The following is a 16,539-nucleotide window of genomic DNA, read 5'->3' as shown; positions in this document are numbered from 1 at the left end:
CTAAACTTCGAATGAAGTGGTTATTACCAACGTTGCGGGAGTAGCTCAGTTGGTAGAGCGGCAGCCTTCCAAGCTGCATGTCGCGAGTTCGATCCTCGTCTCCCGCTCCATCGAAGGATAGTCGCTCTTATAGCTCAGTGGTAGAGCACTCCCTTGGTAAGGGAGAGGTCTCGAGTTCAAATCTCGATAAGAGCTCCAGATATTAAAGTTTGAGTGGATTTCCACAAAGTTTTCAGAAAGCAGGCTATATAGTCTGCTTTTCAAGTATTGGGTGTCTGTTTTTTAGGCGATATGTCGATAAGCTGAGTTAGTTCAGCGCCATTTGTAGTTGGTTCGACGTAAACGAGGAAGATCATCATGGCTAAAGCCAAGTTTGAACGTAATAAACCACACGTAAACGTGGGTACAATCGGTCACGTTGACCATGGTAAAACAACTTTAACTGCTGCGATTGCAACTATTTGTGCAAAAACTTACGGCGGTGAAGCGAAAGATTACTCGCAAATCGACTCAGCACCTGAAGAAAAAGCACGTGGTATTACAATTAATACTTCACACGTAGAATACGATTCTCCAATTCGTCACTACGCACACGTTGACTGCCCGGGCCACGCCGATTACGTTAAAAACATGATCACTGGTGCTGCTCAGATGGACGGCGCGATCCTTGTATGTGCTGCGACTGACGGTCCAATGCCACAAACTCGTGAACACATCCTTCTTTCTCGTCAGGTTGGTGTACCTTACATCATCGTATTCTTAAACAAATGCGACCTTGTTGACGACGAAGAATTACTTGAATTAGTAGAAATGGAAGTTCGTGAACTTCTTTCTACTTACGACTTCCCAGGTGATGACACTCCAGTAATCCGTGGTTCAGCTCTTGCTGCTCTTAACGGTGAAGCAGGTCCTTACGGTGAAGAATCAGTTCTTGCTCTTGTAGCAGCTCTTGACTCTTACATCCCAGAACCAGAACGTGCTATCGACAAAGCATTCTTAATGCCAATCGAAGACGTATTCTCAATTTCTGGTCGTGGTACAGTAGTAACAGGCCGTGTAGAATCTGGTATCGTTAAAGTTGGTGAAGAAGTAGAGATCGTTGGTATTAAAGATACAGTTAAAACAACTGTAACTGGCGTAGAAATGTTCCGTAAACTTCTTGACGAAGGCCGTGCAGGCGAGAACTGTGGTGTATTACTTCGTGGTACTAAGCGTGAAGACGTACAACGTGGTCAAGTACTTGCTAAACCAGGTACAATCAAGCCGCACACTAAATTCGACGCAGAAGTATACGTACTTTCTAAAGAAGAAGGTGGTCGTCACACTCCATTCTTAAATGGTTACCGTCCACAGTTCTACTTCCGTACAACTGACGTAACTGGTGCGATCCAGTTGAAAGAAGGCGTTGAAATGGTAATGCCAGGTGACAACGTTGAAATGTCAGTAGAATTAATCCACCCAATCGCAATGGACCCAGGTCTACGTTTTGCGATCCGTGAAGGTGGTCGTACTGTAGGTGCTGGTGTTGTTGCGAAAGTAACTGCATAAGCATAATATAGTGACGTATTACGTCTCAAGTTGAGAGCTTTGGCTCTCAACTTGCTTTATAGGTCAGTAGTTCAATTGGTAGAGCGTCGGTCTCCAAAACCGAATGTTGGGGGTTCGAGTCCCTCCTGACCTGCCATATTTTGAAATAAAAAGCTTGATGCTGGCTTAGTTGTTCATATAATAAGTCGCGAGTTCTACGACGAGTACAAAAATGTCGAATGATAAATCGCGTGACGCATTGAGCGACGCGCCAATTCCTCAAAGAAATAATTCTGCTGAAGTTGTTCGTACTGGTTCGCCTTTAGATATCGTTCTATGGGTGATAGCAATTGCATTATTGCTCTCGGCTACCATGGTGAATCAGCATTTACCAGCGTATTGGGCCCCTGCAAATAATGTATGGGTGCGCGTTGGGGTAATTTTTGCTTGTATCGTTGTGGCTTTAGGTTTATTATACGCCACCCATCAAGGTAAAGGCTTCGTTCGTTTGCTGAAAGATGCACGAGTCGAATTGCGTCGAGTAACTTGGCCAACAAAACAAGAAACAGTCACTACATCGTGGCAGGTTCTATTGGTTGTAGTTGTTGCATCGTTAGTATTATGGTGCTTTGACTATGGTTTGGGTTGGTTAATTAAGTTGATTATCGGGTAAAAGAGCTATGAAACGTTGGTACATTATTCATGCCTACTCTGGTTATGAAAAACAAGTGATGCGTTCACTTACAGAACGAATCCAGCGTAGCGCTGTTGCCGATAGCTTTGGTGATGTCCTAGTTCCTACCGAAGAAGTGGTAGAAATGAAGGATGGTAAGAAACGTAAATCTGAGCGTAAATTCTTTCCTGGCTATGTGTTAGTTGAAATGGAAATGAATGATGATACTTGGCACATTGTTAAAGAATGTCCGAAAGTATTAGGTTTTATCGGGGGTACACCTGAAAAACCAGCGCCAATCACTCAACGTGAAGCAGATGCGATTCTTGCGCGTGTACGTAATACTGGTGAAGCTCCACGTCCTAAGACGATGTTTGAACCAGGTGAAGAATTACTCGTTATTGACGGTCCATTCACAGACTTTAAAGGTGTGGTGGAAGAGGTTCAATACGACAAGTCACGTTTAACGTTGACGATTAACGTGTTTAATCGACCAACTCAGGTTGAACTCGAATTTCGCCAAGTCGAAAAAACGATTTAATCTTAATTGGTTGAAAAGCGCCCGATTTTATCGGGCATTCTTGTTGTAACAGTGTTGTTACGTAGAAATTGGGGAGCCTAACGGCGCCTGTACCCAGAGGTATTTTAAAATGGCTAAGAAGATTGACGGCTATATCAAGCTGCAAGTTCCAGCTGGTAAAGCAAATCCATCTCCACCAATTGGTCCTGCACTAGGTCAACGTGGTGTAAACATCATGGCATTCTGTAAAGAATTCAATGCTGCTACACAAAAAGTTGAACCAGGTCTTCCAATTCCTGTAGTGATTACTGTGTACAACGACAAGTCGTTCACATTCATCATGAAAACTCCTCCAGCTTCTATTCTTCTTAAGAAAGCTGCTGGTATCCAAAAGGGTTCATCTGTACCTAACAAAACTAAAGTTGGTAAGTTGACTCGTGCTCAATTAGAAGAAATCGCGACTACTAAAGAACCAGACTTAACTGGTGCTGATTTAGACGCGCGTGTTCGTACCATTGCTGGTTCTGCACGTTCTATGGGCTTGGAAGTGGAGCTATAAGACATGGCAAAGTTAACTAAACGTCAAAAAGCCATTGCTGCTGCTGTAGAAGCAAACAAAGTTTACACTTTGGAAGAAGCAGTACAGGTTCTTAACAGCTTACCTGCTGCAAAGTTCAAAGAATCTTTAGACATCTCTGTAAACCTTGGCGTAGATCCACGTAAATCTGATCAGGTTGTTCGTGGTGCTACTACATTACCTGCAGGTACTGGTAAAACTGTACGTGTAGCTGTATTTGCTCAAGGCGCTCAAGCAGAAGCTGCTAAAGAAGCTGGTGCTGATGTTGTAGGTTTTGATGACCTTGCTGAAAGCATCCAAGGTGGAAACCTTGACTTTGATGTTGTGATCGCTGCTCCAGACGCTATGCGTGTTGTTGGTAAGCTCGGTACAATTCTTGGTCCACGTGGTTTAATGCCAAACCCTAAAGTAGGTACTGTAACTCCTGATGTTGCGAATGCTGTTAAAAACGCAAAATCTGGTCAGGCTCGTTACCGTGTAGACAAAGCGGGTATTATCCACGCTGCGATTGGTCAAGTTGGCTTTGATGCTGCTGCAATCCGTCAAAACGTTGAAACTTTAGTTGCTGACTTGAAAAAGTTAAAACCTGCAACTTCTAAAGGTGTATACATCAAAAAGATCACTTTGAGCTCAACTATGGGTCCTGGTCTTACTGTTGATGTAAACAACGTTTCTAACTAAGTTTTAACTTAGTTCTGTACAGAATTTTAAAGTCCTGATTGAGTAGGTAGCAAAAATAGAAATAAGTTTCTATTTTTGCGCAGTTAAAGCAACGCTTTGACTCTTGCTTATCAGGCGGACTTTGAATTGATGAATGAGAATTTATCAGCGTCAAAGACCTCAGGCGAGAAGGCGTTATTTTCGGATAGCGGCTTTTCTTAATAATCCAGCCTGCGTAGACGCGGTGGTGTGATTTGTTCCTCCTCCGCGTGTAAGTCGAAAGGCTTACGAATTGGGAGTGTGCCCATTGGGTGCATAAATCACCTTAGGAGGTTTTACAATGGCTCTTCTTATCGAAGACAAAAAACAGATCGTTTCAGAAGTAAGTGAAGTTGCTTCTAAAGCGTTTGCAGCCGTTGTTGCTGACTATCAAGGTTTAAGCGTAGAGCAATTAACAACACTTCGTGTTGAAGCTCGTAAGTTAGGTGTAACTACACGTATCGTACGTAACACTTTGGCTAAGCGCGCATTCCAAGGTACTCAATTTGATATCTTGAACGACAACCTTGTTGGTCCAACAATTCTAGGTTTTTCAACTTCTGAAGATGACATGGGTGCAGCTGCACGCTTGTTTGAAGAATTTGCAAAAACTAACAAAGCATTTGAATTAAAAGCTGCTGCATTTGACGGCAAAGTTTATCAAGGTGCTGATGTTAGCGTAATTGCTAATCTTCCAAACCAAGAGAAAGCGCTTACTATGCTTGCCTCTGTTCTTCAAGCTCCTATTTCGAAATTGGGTCGCCTCATTACAGCGCTCAAAGAGAAAAACGAGTCAGAAGCTGCTTAATCAATTTTACACACCATTCAATATCCATTTGGAGTTATTCTCATGGCTTTAACTAACGAAGAAATCTTAAACGCAGTTGCTGAAAAAACTGTTCTTGAACTTGTTGAATTAATTTCTGCTTTCGAAGAGAAATTCAACGTTTCAGCTGCAGCTGTTGCTGTTGCTGCTCCAGCTGGTGGCGCTGCTGCAGCTGCTGAAGAACAATCTGAATTCAACGTTGAGTTGACTTCTTTCGGTGCTAACAAAGTAGCTGTTATTAAAGCAGTTCGTGAAGCAACTGGCCTTGGTCTTAAAGAAGCTAAAGACCTAGTTGAAGGTGCTCCTCAAGTTCTTAAAGAAGGCGTTTCTAAAGAAGAAGGCGAAGAACTTAAGAAGAAACTTGAAGAAGCTGGTGCTACAGTTACACTTAAGTAATTGTAAAAGGAGTCGGTTTTTAAATCGGCTCCATAAAATGGCTGATGGCTCTTGGGTCATCAGCCTTTTTGCGTTACAATAATCGGCTCGATTTTTGTTAGTTTTGTTTGATTTTTAGAAAAATCTAAATAAAACAAGAAATTTCAAATGTTTACCAATATTTTTCTTTTTTAAAAATATTGTTAAGCGTTTTTATACCACTAAAAATTGCAGCATTTGTAAACAGTGGTGGCCATATCGGCCTGCGTAATTCCTTCTGAGCCCGTTCTGCAGGCGGGCTTAGTTTACTTTCCGAGGACTCCAGATGGCATACTCATATACCGAAAAGAAACGGATCCGTAAGAATTTTGGTAAATTGCCCCAAGTAATGGATGCACCGTACTTACTATCGATTCAGGTCGATTCGTACAGAACATTCTTGCAAGATGGCAAAACTCCAAAAAACCGCGAAGATATCGGTCTCCAAGCCGCATTTCGTTCAGTTTTTCCTATCGAAAGTTATTCTGGCAATGCTGCTTTAGAATTTGTTGAGTATAGCCTTGGTAAACCTGAGTTCGATGTACGCGAATGTATTCTTCGTGGTTCGACTTATGCGGCACCAATGCGCGTTAAAATTCGTTTGATTATTAAAGATCGCGAAACTAAATCAATTAAAGACGTACGTGAACAAGAAGTCTATATGGGTGAAATTCCACTCATGACTGAAAACGGTACCTTTGTTATCAATGGTACTGAGCGTGTAATCGTATCTCAATTACACCGTTCACCAGGCGTATTCTTTGACCATGATAAAGGTAAGACTCACTCAAGTGGTAAAGTGTTGTATTCAGCACGTATCATTCCTTACCGTGGTTCATGGTTAGACTTTGAATTTGATGCAAAAGACCTTGTTTACGTACGTATTGACCGTCGTCGTAAATTACTTGCTACTGTTGTGTTACGTGCACTAGGTTATAACAATGAACAAATCTTGAATTTGTTCTACGAAAAAGTACCTGTGTATCTTGACATGGGCAGCTATCAAATTGACCTTGTTCCTGAGCGTTTACGTGGTGAAATGGCTCAATTTGATATTGCTGACAATGAAGGTAAAGTCATTGTTGAGCAAGGCAAACGTATTAATGCGCGTCACGTACGTCAAATGGAAGCTGCAGGTTTAACTAAACTTTCAGTTCCGGATGAATATTTATATGAACGTATTACGGCTGAAGATATTACTTTACGTGATGGTGAAGTAATTGCTGCAAATACGTTGTTAAGCCATGAAGTAATGGTGAAGTTGGCAGAAGGTGGTGTTAAACAATTTAACATCCTATTCACAAATGACATCGACCGTGGTTCATTTGTTGCTGATACATTGCGTGCAGACACAACAGCGGGACGTGAAGAAGCATTAGTAGAAATCTACAAAGTGATGCGTCCAGGCGAGCCGCCAACAAAAGAAGCTGCTGAAAACCTATTCAATAACTTATTCTTCTCTTCTGAGCGTTATGACTTATCTCCAGTAGGTCGTATGAAGTTCAACCGTCGTTTAGGTCGTCCTTACGAAGTTGGTACTGATCAGAAGTCACGTGAAGTTGAAGGTATTTTATCGCACGAAGATATTATCGATGTATTACGTACGTTGGTTGAAATCCGTAACGGTAAAGGCGAAGTGGACGATATCGACCACTTGGGTAACCGTCGTGTACGTTCTGTTGGTGAAATGACAGAAAACCAATTCCGTGTTGGTTTGGTACGTGTTGAGCGTGCTGTTAAAGAGCGTTTAAGCCAAGCAGAAACTGATAACTTGTCTCCACAAGACTTGATTAATGCTAAGCCAGTTGCTGCTGCAATCAAAGAATTCTTTGGTTCAAGCCAGTTATCTCAGTTCATGGACCAAAACAACCCATTATCTGAGATTACACATAAGCGTCGTGTATCTGCGCTTGGCCCAGGTGGTTTAACACGTGAACGTGCAGGCTTTGAAGTACGTGACGTACATCAAACTCACTATGGTCGTGTGTGTCCAATTGAAACACCTGAAGGTCCAAACATTGGTTTGATTAACTCGCTTTCTGTATATGCAAAAGCGAATGACTTCGGTTTCTTGGAAACACCATACCGTAAAGTTGTAGATGGTCGTGTAACTGATGATGTTGAATATTTATCTGCAATTGAAGAAGTAGGTACTGTTATTGCACAGGCCGACTCAGCAGTAGATAAAGATGGCAACTTAACAGAAGAATTTGTTTCTGTTCGTCACCAAGGTGAATTCGTACGTATGCCACCTGAAAAAGTGACGCATATGGACGTTTCTGCACAGCAGGTTGTATCTGTTGCTGCATCACTTATTCCATTCCTTGAACACGATGACGCGAACCGTGCATTGATGGGTTCGAACATGCAACGTCAGGCTGTTCCTACTTTACGTGCTGACAAGCCTCTTGTTGGTACTGGTATGGAAGCGAACGTAGCACGTGATTCGGGTGTGTGTGTAATCGCAAACCGTGGTGGTGTAATTGAATATGTAGATGCTTCTCGTATCGTTATTCGTGTAAACGAAGATGAAATGGTTGCAGGTGAGGCAGGTGTAGATATCTATAACCTCATCAAATATACACGTTCGAACCAAAATACTTGTATTAACCAAAATGTTATCGTGAATTTGGGCGACAAAGTTGCTCGTGGTGACATCTTGGCAGATGGTCCGTCAACAGACATGGGTGAACTTGCGCTTGGTCAAAACATGCGTGTAGCGTTCATGACATGGAATGGTTACAACTATGAAGACTCGATCTTATTATCTGAGCGTGTTCTTCAAGAAGACCGTTTAACTTCTATTCATATTCAAGAATTGTCATGTGTGGCACGTGATACTAAGTTAGGTGCAGAAGAAATTACTGCCGATATTCCTAACGTAGGTGAAGCTGCGCTTTCTAAACTTGATGAATCAGGTATCGTTTATATCGGTGCTGAAGTTACTGCTGGTGACATCTTAGTTGGTAAAGTAACGCCTAAAGGCGAAACTCAGTTAACTCCTGAAGAAAAATTGCTTCGTGCAATCTTTGGTGAAAAAGCTGCTGATGTTAAAGATTCATCTTTACGTGTTCCATCTGGTACTAAAGGTACAGTTATCGACGTTCAAGTCTTCACTCGTGATGGCTTAGAGAAAGATGACCGTGCATTAGCGATTGAAAAAGCACAGCTTGATTCTTACCGTAAAGACTTGAAAGAAGAATATAAAATCTTCGAAGAAGCGGCTCGTGAACGTGTAATCCGTTTACTTAAAGGCCAAGAGTCTAATGGCGGTGGTTCAACTAAACGTGGCGATAAACTTTCTGAAGATTTATTGTCTGGTTTAGAGCTTGTTGATTTACTTGAAATTCAACCGACAGATGAAGCAATCGCTGAGCGTTTAACTCAGATTCAAGTGTTCTTGAAAGAGAAGAGCGCAGAAATCGATGAGAAATTCGCTGAGAAGAAACGTAAGCTTGCAACAGGTGATGAGTTAACAACTGGCGTATTGAAAGTTGTTAAAGTTTACTTAGCTGTTAAACGTCGTATTCAGCCTGGTGATAAGATGGCTGGTCGTCATGGTAACAAGGGTGTTGTTTCTAACATCTTACCTGTTGAAGATATGCCACACGATGCGAACGGTGTACCGGTAGATATCGTATTGAACCCGTTGGGCGTACCATCTCGTATGAACGTGGGTCAGATTCTCGAGACTCACTTGGGTATGGCGGCTAAAGGGCTTGGTGACAAAATCGAAAAAATGTTGAAAGAACAGCGTACAGTTTTAGAACTACGTGAATTCTTAGACAAGATTTATAACAAAGTCGGTGGCGAGCAAGAAGATCTTGATAGCTTGACTGATGATGAAATCCTAGCACTTTCAGGCAACTTGCGTGCTGGTGTTCCTTTGGCTACTCCTGTATTTGATGGTGCTGAAGAAAGTCAAATTAAAGATTTACTTGAGTTGGCTGACATTTCACGTACAGGTCAAACAGTATTGTTTGATGGACGTACAGGTGAACAGTTTGACCGTCCAGTAACTGTTGGTTACATGTACATGTTGAAGTTGAACCACTTGGTTGATGACAAGATGCATGCGCGTTCAACTGGTTCGTACTCATTAGTTACACAACAACCGCTTGGTGGTAAAGCACAATTCGGTGGTCAGCGTTTCGGTGAGATGGAAGTATGGGCACTTGAAGCATACGGTGCAGCATATACACTCCAAGAAATGCTCACAGTGAAGTCGGATGACGTTGAAGGCCGTACTCGCATCTATAAGAATATTGTAGATGGTAACCATTATATGGATCCGGGTATGCCTGAATCGTTCAACGTATTGACCAAAGAGATCCGTTCTTTAGGTATCAACATTGAACTGAAAAATGGTGATTAAGTCGTAAGACTCACGATTTTTTAGGAAAAAACAATATTTGTGACCCAGTCGGGTAAGCGAGGCTTCCCGACACACGGAGAAAAAAATTGAAAGACTTGCTCGATATCATGCGTAAGAAAACGGATTCAGATGGTCATGCGCCAGTTGAGTTCGACCGTATCCGTATTGGTCTTGCGTCACCAGAAATGATTAAGTCATGGTCTCATGGTGAAGTTAAAAAACCTGAGACGATCAACTATCGTACGTTCAAGCCAGAACGTGACGGTTTATTCTGTGCCAAAATCTTTGGTCCAGTAAAAGATTACGAATGCTTGTGTGGTAAATACAAGCGTATGAAATACAAAGGCGTCATTTGTGAAAAATGTGGCGTTGAAGTAACTACAGCGAAAGTTCGTCGTGAACGTATGGGTCACATTGAACTTGCTTCTCCAGTTGCGCATATCTGGTTCTTAAAATCGTTACCTAGCCGTATCGGTTTATTACTTGATATGACACTTCGTGATATCGAACGTGTATTGTATTTCGAATCATATGTTGTTACTGATCCTGGCATGACGCCTTTCGAAAAGTATCAACTTCTTAATGACGAAGAATACTTTACAGCTTTAGAAGAGCACGGTGACGAGTTCGTTGCAAAAATGGGTGCGGAAGCAGTTCAAGACTTGTTGAAAGACATTGATCTTGAAGCTGAGATTGCTCGTTTACGTGAAGAAATTCCTCAAACAACTTCTGAAACGAAGTTGAAAAAAGCATCTAAACGCTTGAAATTGATGGAAGCATTCAAAGACTCGAACAACAAGCCAGAATGGATGGTAATGAATGTACTTCCGGTGCTTCCACCAGATTTACGTCCATTAGTTCCACTTGAAGGTGGTCGTTTCGCGACTTCTGACTTGAACGATTTATATCGTCGTGTAATTAACCGTAACAACCGTTTGAAGCGTCTTCTTGACCTTGCAGCGCCGGACATCATCGTACGTAACGAAAAACGTATGTTACAAGAGTCTGTAGATGCGTTGCTTGATAATGGTCGTCGTGGTCGTGCAATTACTGGTTCTAACAAACGTCCATTAAAATCTTTGGCAGACATGATCAAAGGTAAACAAGGTCGTTTCCGTCAGAACTTGTTAGGTAAGCGTGTTGACTACTCTGGTCGTTCGGTAATTACTGTAGGTCCTACTTTACGTCTTCACCAATGTGGTCTTCCGAAGAAAATGGCTCTTGAATTATTCAAGCCATTCATTTTCGCGAAATTACAAGCTTCAGGTCAGGCAACAACCATTAAAGCTGCGAAGAAAATGGTTGAGCGTGAGACTCCGGAAGTTTGGGACGTTCTTGCATCTGTAATTCGTCAACACCCAGTAATGTTGAACCGTGCGCCAACACTTCACCGTTTAGGTCTTCAAGCATTTGAACCTATTCTTATTGAAGGTAAGGCAATCCGTCTTCACCCACTCGTTTGTGCTGCGTTTAACGCCGACTTCGATGGTGACCAAATGGCGGTACACGTTCCATTGACACTTGAAGCACAGTTAGAAGCTCGTGCATTGATGATGTCAACAAACAACATCTTGTCACCAGCAAACGGTGAGCCAATCATCGTTCCTTCTCAGGACGTTGTCTTGGGTCTTTACTACATCACACGTGATGCAGTAAATGCTAAAGGTGAAGGCATGGTGTTTGCGGATACTCACGAAGTAAACCGTGCACTTGCAACTGGTCAAGTTGCGATTCATGCTCGTGTTAAAGTACGTGTGCATCAAACTGTTATCAATGAAAATGGTGAGCGTGAACAGCAAACTATTATTGTTGATACGACACCAGGTCGTTGCTTACTTTGGGAAGTTGTTCCAGAAGGTTTAAGCTTTGACATGATCAACCTTGAGATGACTAAAAAGAACATCTCGAAGTTAATCAACTCTTGCTACCGTAAACTTGGTTTGAAAGATACAGTTATCTTCGCTGACCAGTTAATGTACTTGGGCTTCCGTCAAGCGACTCGTTCAGGTGTATCTGTAGGTATGGAAGACATGTTAATTCCACCTACTAAGCACACAATTATTGATAAAGCTGAAACAGAAGTTCGTGAAATCGAACAACAGTTCGAACAAGGTTTCGTAACTGCTGGTGAGCGTTATAACAAAGTTGTCGATATTTGGGCGCGTACAAACGACCAAGTTGCTAAAGCGATGATGGATAACTTGTCTTACACACTTGTGAAAAACAAACAAGGTGAAGACGAGAAGCAAAAATCATTCAACAGCATCTATATGATGTCGGACTCTGGTGCCCGTGGTAGTGCGGCACAGATTCGTCAGCTTGCTGGTATGCGTGGTTTGATGGCAAAACCGGATGGCTCGATTATTGAGACACCGATTAAAGCGAACTTCCGTGAAGGTTTAACAGTACTTCAGTACTTTATTTCTACACACGGTGCGCGTAAAGGTTTGGCCGATACAGCATTGAAAACAGCGAACTCTGGTTACTTGACTCGTCGTCTTGTAGACGTAGCACAAGACTTGGTAATTACTGAGCCTGATTGTGGTACAAATGGCGGCCTAGTAATGACTCCATTCATTCAAGGTGGCGATGTCATCGAGCCATTACGTGACCGTGTATTAGGTCGTGTAACTGCTGAAGATGTACGTCGTGCCTCTGATGATGAAGTTGTATTACCTCGCGGTACGTTAATTGACGAGAAAATCGCAGCTCAGCTTGAAGAAGCTGGTGTCGATGAAGTTAAAGTACGTTCAGTAATCGCATGTGAATCTACATTCGGTGTATGTGCTCGTTGTTATGGTCGTGACCTTGCACGTGGTCACTTGGTGAACCCAGGTGAATCAGTAGGTGTAATGGCTGCGCAATCAATTGGTGAGCCAGGTACACAGTTAACGATGCGTACGTTCCACGTAGGTGGTGCTGCGAGCCGAACTTCTGCTGCAAACAGTGTTCAAGTACGTAACAAAGGTACTGTACGTTTCCACAACGTGAAAACTGTACAACACGCGAAAGGTCACTTGGTTTCAGTTTCACGTTCAGGTGAAATTGGTATTGCCGATGAGTTAGGTCGTGAGCGTGAGCGTTATAAACTTCCTTACGGTGCAAGCATCTTGTTGAAAGATGGTGAAGTCGTTGAGGCAGGTGGTATCGTTGCAACTTGGGATCCGCATACACATCCATTAGTAACAGAAGTTGCTGGTAAAGCACGTTTCAGCCAAATCGCTGATGGTGTAACTGCAACATCGAAAACTGATGATGCAACTGGTATGACAACTGTTGAAATCTTGCCTGTAACAGCACGTCCTGCTTCTGGTAAAGATTTACGTCCAGCAATCGTATTGGATACGGCTGATGGCGGCGAACAGTTCTACTTCTTGCCACAAAACACAATTGTTACCGTTCGTGATGGTGAAACAATTGGTGTGGGTGACGTTATTGGTCGTGTACCACAAGAATCTTCACGTACTCGTGATATTACCGGTGGTCTTCCACGTGTTGCTGACTTGTTCGAAGCACGTAAGCCGAAAGAACATGCGATCTTGGCAGAAGTGTCTGGTATCGTAAGCTTTGGTAAAGAGACTAAAGGTAAGAACCGTTTAGTAATTACTCCAGATGACGGTTCTGAAATTTACGAAGAGTTGATTCCAAAATGGCGTCAAATCAACGTGTTTGAAGGTGAACATGTGAACCGTGGTGAAACCATTTCTGATGGTCCACAAAACCCACATGACATCTTACGCTTGAAAGGCGAAGTTGCTTTAACTAACTACATCGTGAACGAAGTTCAAGACGTTTACCGCCTCCAAGGTGTAAAAATCAACGATAAGCACATTGAAGTTATCGTACGTCAAATGTTGCGTAAAGTTGATATCATCGATGGTGGCGATACAAGCTTCATTAAAGGCGAACAAGTGGATTACATCCGCGTTGTTCAAGAGAACCAAGCTGTCTTGGCTCAGAACAAGTTCCCTGCGAAGTTTGAACGTCAATTGATGGGTATTACGAAAGCATCGCTTTCTACTGACTCGTTCATCTCTGCTGCATCGTTCCAGGAAACAACTCGTGTGTTAACTGAAGCGGCTGTAACTGGTAAAGAAGATGATTTACGCGGCTTGAAAGAGAACGTTGTAGTGGGTCGCTTGATTCCAGCTGGTACTGGTCTTGCATATCATTTAGAACGTCGTCGTCAAGAAGCAGAAGCTGCAGAACATGAGCTTCATAATGACTTCAGCGAAGTAGACCAAGCATTTAGCCAAGCTTTAAACTCAGAACAATTCTAAGCTTAAAGTTTTATTAAAAAGACGCCTTAGGGCGTCTTTTTTGTGGAAAAAATAAGCTATTTTTACAAAAGTCTATTAAAGCACTCTTAATCTATTACTTAATGAGAAAAAACTCTCCATGAAAGCATACTATCCTAGGCACAACTGAGTAGAGGAGTAGCTTTCAATGAAAAAAATGATGATGATTGCAGGTGTGGGTCTGATGTCAACCACTCTATTTGTAGGTTGCCAAAATGCAAGTCCAGAAAGTAAACGTATTGGTTCTGCAGCTATTGGTGGCGGTGCAGGGGGTGCAGTAGGTAAACATGTAGGCGGTAATATTGGTGCAGGTTTAGGGGCCGCTCTTGGCGCAGGCGTTGCAGCAAATGCAAAAGGGTCTAACAGTAAAACTGTACGTAACAGTGCAATTGGTGCTGGTGTTGGTGCAATCTTAGGTGGTGCAGTGATTGGTGGTGATGCTGGTGCTGCTGCAGGTGGTGCACTTGGTGGTAGTGCGGGTGCGGCCTATGAAGAGAAAAAAGGGAAATACTAAAAGTACCTTTAAATATATTTAAAATAGAAGCTCTTTGTAAAATAAGAGCTTCTATTTTCTTTGCTTATTAGATTGAAATTTAAATAATAACTAGACCTAGAATGCTTTTACAAAATATCAATCTATTGCCACAGTGCGATAACATAAACTGATCAAATTCCTCATAAAAGAAGATTATGCTTTGATTAGAGCACAATGGAGTGAGTATGGTCATGAAAAAAACAATTGGTTTAATTTCTACTTTAATGTTATCTGCATTCATGTTCACTGGTTGTCAGAATATGAGTCCATCTGATCAGCGTATTGGTGCAGCCGCATTAGGTGGTGCTGTTGGTGGCGGTGTCGGTAACCATGTTGGTGGCGGTCTAGGTGCTGGTGTAGGTGCAGCAGCTGGTGCGGGTGTAGGGGCGAATGCTAAAGGTAGTAATAAGAGTTCCACAACAAGTAGTGCTATCGGTGCCGGTATTGGATCTGTAGTAGGGAAAGCCATTTTTGGTGGTGACACAGGTGCTGCGATTGGTGGTGCACTTGGTGGTGGTGCCGGCGCTGCGATTGAAGAAAAGCGTTAGAATTTACTAAAATAAAAATAAGTGCCTTTAGGCACTTATTTTTATGGGTATAAGGCTTTTGCCTTTTTTCTACGGATGTATAGCGTCTTTTGCACTTCAGCAATTCTCACACCTGATTCATCAAAAATATTTAAATGATATGTTCTAAGCACTGGAGCATAGTTCTCGGCAAGTTCTCGAATCTGTTCAATTTCTGCTAAATCAACTCGAATATCAGCATAAACAGTGCTTCGCCCAGGCGATAAAAAATTAATCTCAGCCGCTTTATCCCAAACTATATATTTTGATCCAAGGTGATGCATAAGAATCAGCATATAAAATGGATCAACCATAGAATAAAGACTACCCCCAAAATGAGTACCTACCAGATTTTGGTTTTTCCAGGTCAGCGGCATTTTTACGCGAACATGACAAAGCTCTAAATTCATGATTTCAATATGAATCCCTGCACCGCGGTAGGGAGGATAATAATTAAATAAGAATTTAGAAATTGAGGGAATGTTCTGAAGTTTTTTTAAAATAGCCATAATAGTCAATTTTTTTTATTGCAACACTGGTCATACTAGATAAGTATCATCTTTTTTATATTGATGGCAATGCTTTATCCGATTAACGACATGATCGATTGAAAAACAAAATAGGAAATGATTATGCAGCCAAAGATTTATACAGTAACAACAAGTGATCAACAAACTCTATGCGCTAAGGCTTGGGGTGATGAGAAAAATACTCCATTAGTTTTAGTACATGGTTATCCAGATAATCAGGAAGTATGGGAATCGGTCATTGAGTATTTAATCAATGATTTTTATATTGTTACTTATGATGTCCGTGGAGCGGGTTTGTCATCTATTCCTAAACGAATACGAGATTATCGTTTAGAACGTTTATCTTTAGACTTACAAGAAGTCGTCGATGAAGTACTCCCAAATCGACAGTTCCATATGGCTGCCCATGATTGGGGATCAATTCAGTCTTGGGAGTCTGCAACTGAACCTAAATTTAAAGGCCGTTTACTCTCTTATACAACCATTTCTGGTCCTTGTTTAGATCATGCTGCGCTGTTCTTAAGAGATAAATTTAAAACGACTCCTGCAAAAATCTTAAAAATACTAACAAAATCATGGTATATCGGTGCTTTCCATTTACCATTAATTGCTCCGACGGTGTGGTCTCTTTTTACTCCAGAAAAATGGGGCAAAATATTAAAAGACTTAGAGAGAAAAGATAATTTACCGTTAAATAGTAATATTTCTGCTGATGGTAAATACGGGATTAATTTATATCGTGCGAATTTTATTCCTCGCTTAACAACTCCTCGCCAGCGTTATGCACAGTGTCCAGTCAAAGCAATAATTTTAAAATACGATACTTTTGTGAGTCCTGAATATATTACGGAAGCAATGCCAAAATGGGTGGAAAACTTTGAGTATGTTGAGCTTGAAGCAAACCATTGGGCGATTCTGAGTCAGGCTGAAAAAGTAGCAGGACATATTCGTCAGTTCATCGAATCACAAAGTTAATAAGTGACTGTTTAATTTACAAAA

General features: G+C 41.8%; 13 protein-coding genes and 3 tRNA genes. 15 read left to right on the top strand and 1 reads right to left on the bottom strand.

The window, feature by feature from the left end; all coding sequences use genetic code 11:
* The first annotated feature begins 34 nt into the window (after positions 1-34).
* From F984_RS16925 to F984_RS16860, 14 genes are all read left to right on the top strand, one after another.
* Positions 35-110: transfer RNA gene (locus F984_RS16925), tRNA-Gly, on the top strand.
* 13 nt (positions 111-123) lie between these two features.
* Positions 124-198: transfer RNA gene (locus F984_RS16920), tRNA-Thr, on the top strand.
* A 159-nt stretch (positions 199-357) separates the two neighbouring features.
* Complete coding sequence (gene tuf / locus F984_RS16915; protein ID WP_002157016.1) at positions 358-1,548, top strand: elongation factor Tu; 1,191 nt, start codon at positions 358-360, stop codon at positions 1,546-1,548.
* 60 nt (positions 1,549-1,608) lie between these two features.
* Positions 1,609-1,684 (top strand) — tRNA-Trp (locus F984_RS16910).
* Positions 1,685-1,759: 75 nt separating this feature from the next.
* On the top strand, positions 1,760-2,200 hold the full coding sequence (gene secE, locus F984_RS16905; protein ID WP_002157045.1) for a preprotein translocase subunit SecE: 441 nt from the start codon (positions 1,760-1,762) through the stop codon (positions 2,198-2,200).
* Between the two features lie 7 nt (positions 2,201-2,207).
* A complete protein-coding gene (gene nusG / locus F984_RS16900; protein ID WP_002115092.1) occupies positions 2,208-2,741 on the top strand; it encodes a transcription termination/antitermination protein NusG in 534 nt (177 codons plus the stop codon).
* Positions 2,742-2,850: 109 nt separating this feature from the next.
* The gene (gene rplK, locus F984_RS16895) at positions 2,851-3,279 is read left to right on the top strand and encodes a 50S ribosomal protein L11 (RefSeq protein WP_001074682.1); all 429 of its coding nucleotides are present in this window, start codon (positions 2,851-2,853) and stop codon (positions 3,277-3,279) included.
* Between the two features lie 3 nt (positions 3,280-3,282).
* Positions 3,283-3,978: a 50S ribosomal protein L1 gene (gene rplA, locus F984_RS16890; protein WP_002156922.1), complete on the top strand. Its 696-nt coding sequence runs from the start codon at positions 3,283-3,285 to the stop codon at positions 3,976-3,978.
* Positions 3,979-4,297: 319 nt separating this feature from the next.
* Positions 4,298-4,804 (top strand): 50S ribosomal protein L10, encoded by a 507-nt coding sequence (gene rplJ, locus F984_RS16885; protein ID WP_002157004.1) that lies wholly within the window; start codon positions 4,298-4,300, stop codon positions 4,802-4,804.
* 42 nt (positions 4,805-4,846) lie between these two features.
* Entirely contained in the window at positions 4,847-5,218 is a 372-nt protein-coding gene (gene rplL, locus F984_RS16880) for a 50S ribosomal protein L7/L12 (RefSeq protein WP_001229360.1), read from the top strand.
* Between the two features lie 304 nt (positions 5,219-5,522).
* Positions 5,523-9,611 (top strand): DNA-directed RNA polymerase subunit beta, encoded by a 4,089-nt coding sequence (rpoB, locus tag F984_RS16875; RefSeq protein WP_004710883.1) that lies wholly within the window; start codon positions 5,523-5,525, stop codon positions 9,609-9,611.
* Between the two features lie 86 nt (positions 9,612-9,697).
* Positions 9,698-13,891 (top strand): DNA-directed RNA polymerase subunit beta', encoded by a 4,194-nt coding sequence (gene rpoC / locus F984_RS16870; RefSeq protein WP_002053534.1) that lies wholly within the window; start codon positions 9,698-9,700, stop codon positions 13,889-13,891.
* A 166-nt stretch (positions 13,892-14,057) separates the two neighbouring features.
* Positions 14,058-14,423, top strand: coding sequence for a hypothetical protein (locus F984_RS16865; RefSeq protein ID WP_002157021.1), 366 nt, complete (start codon positions 14,058-14,060; stop codon positions 14,421-14,423).
* A gap of 212 nt (positions 14,424-14,635) precedes the next feature.
* Complete coding sequence (locus tag F984_RS16860) at positions 14,636-14,992, top strand: hypothetical protein (RefSeq protein ID WP_023187972.1); 357 nt, start codon at positions 14,636-14,638, stop codon at positions 14,990-14,992.
* 41 nt (positions 14,993-15,033) lie between these two features.
* Here the strand turns inward: F984_RS16860 and F984_RS16855 are convergent, their stop codons facing one another.
* The gene (locus F984_RS16855) at positions 15,034-15,519 is read right to left on the bottom strand and encodes a DUF4442 domain-containing protein (protein ID WP_002156984.1); all 486 of its coding nucleotides are present in this window, start codon (positions 15,517-15,519) and stop codon (positions 15,034-15,036) included.
* Positions 15,520-15,636: 117 nt separating this feature from the next.
* Here F984_RS16855 and F984_RS16850 point away from each other — a divergent pair, with 117 nt between their 5' ends.
* A complete protein-coding gene (locus F984_RS16850; protein WP_079744847.1) occupies positions 15,637-16,515 on the top strand; it encodes an alpha/beta fold hydrolase in 879 nt (292 codons plus the stop codon).
* Positions 16,516-16,539 lie beyond the last annotated feature (24 nt).

The sequence above is a fragment of the Acinetobacter nosocomialis NIPH 2119 genome, assembly GCF_000368085.1.
GTDB classification, from domain to species: domain Bacteria; phylum Pseudomonadota; class Gammaproteobacteria; order Pseudomonadales; family Moraxellaceae; genus Acinetobacter; species Acinetobacter nosocomialis.
Note: the sequence above shows the minus strand (reverse complement) of the source record. Positions and strands in the feature narration are given on the sequence as shown.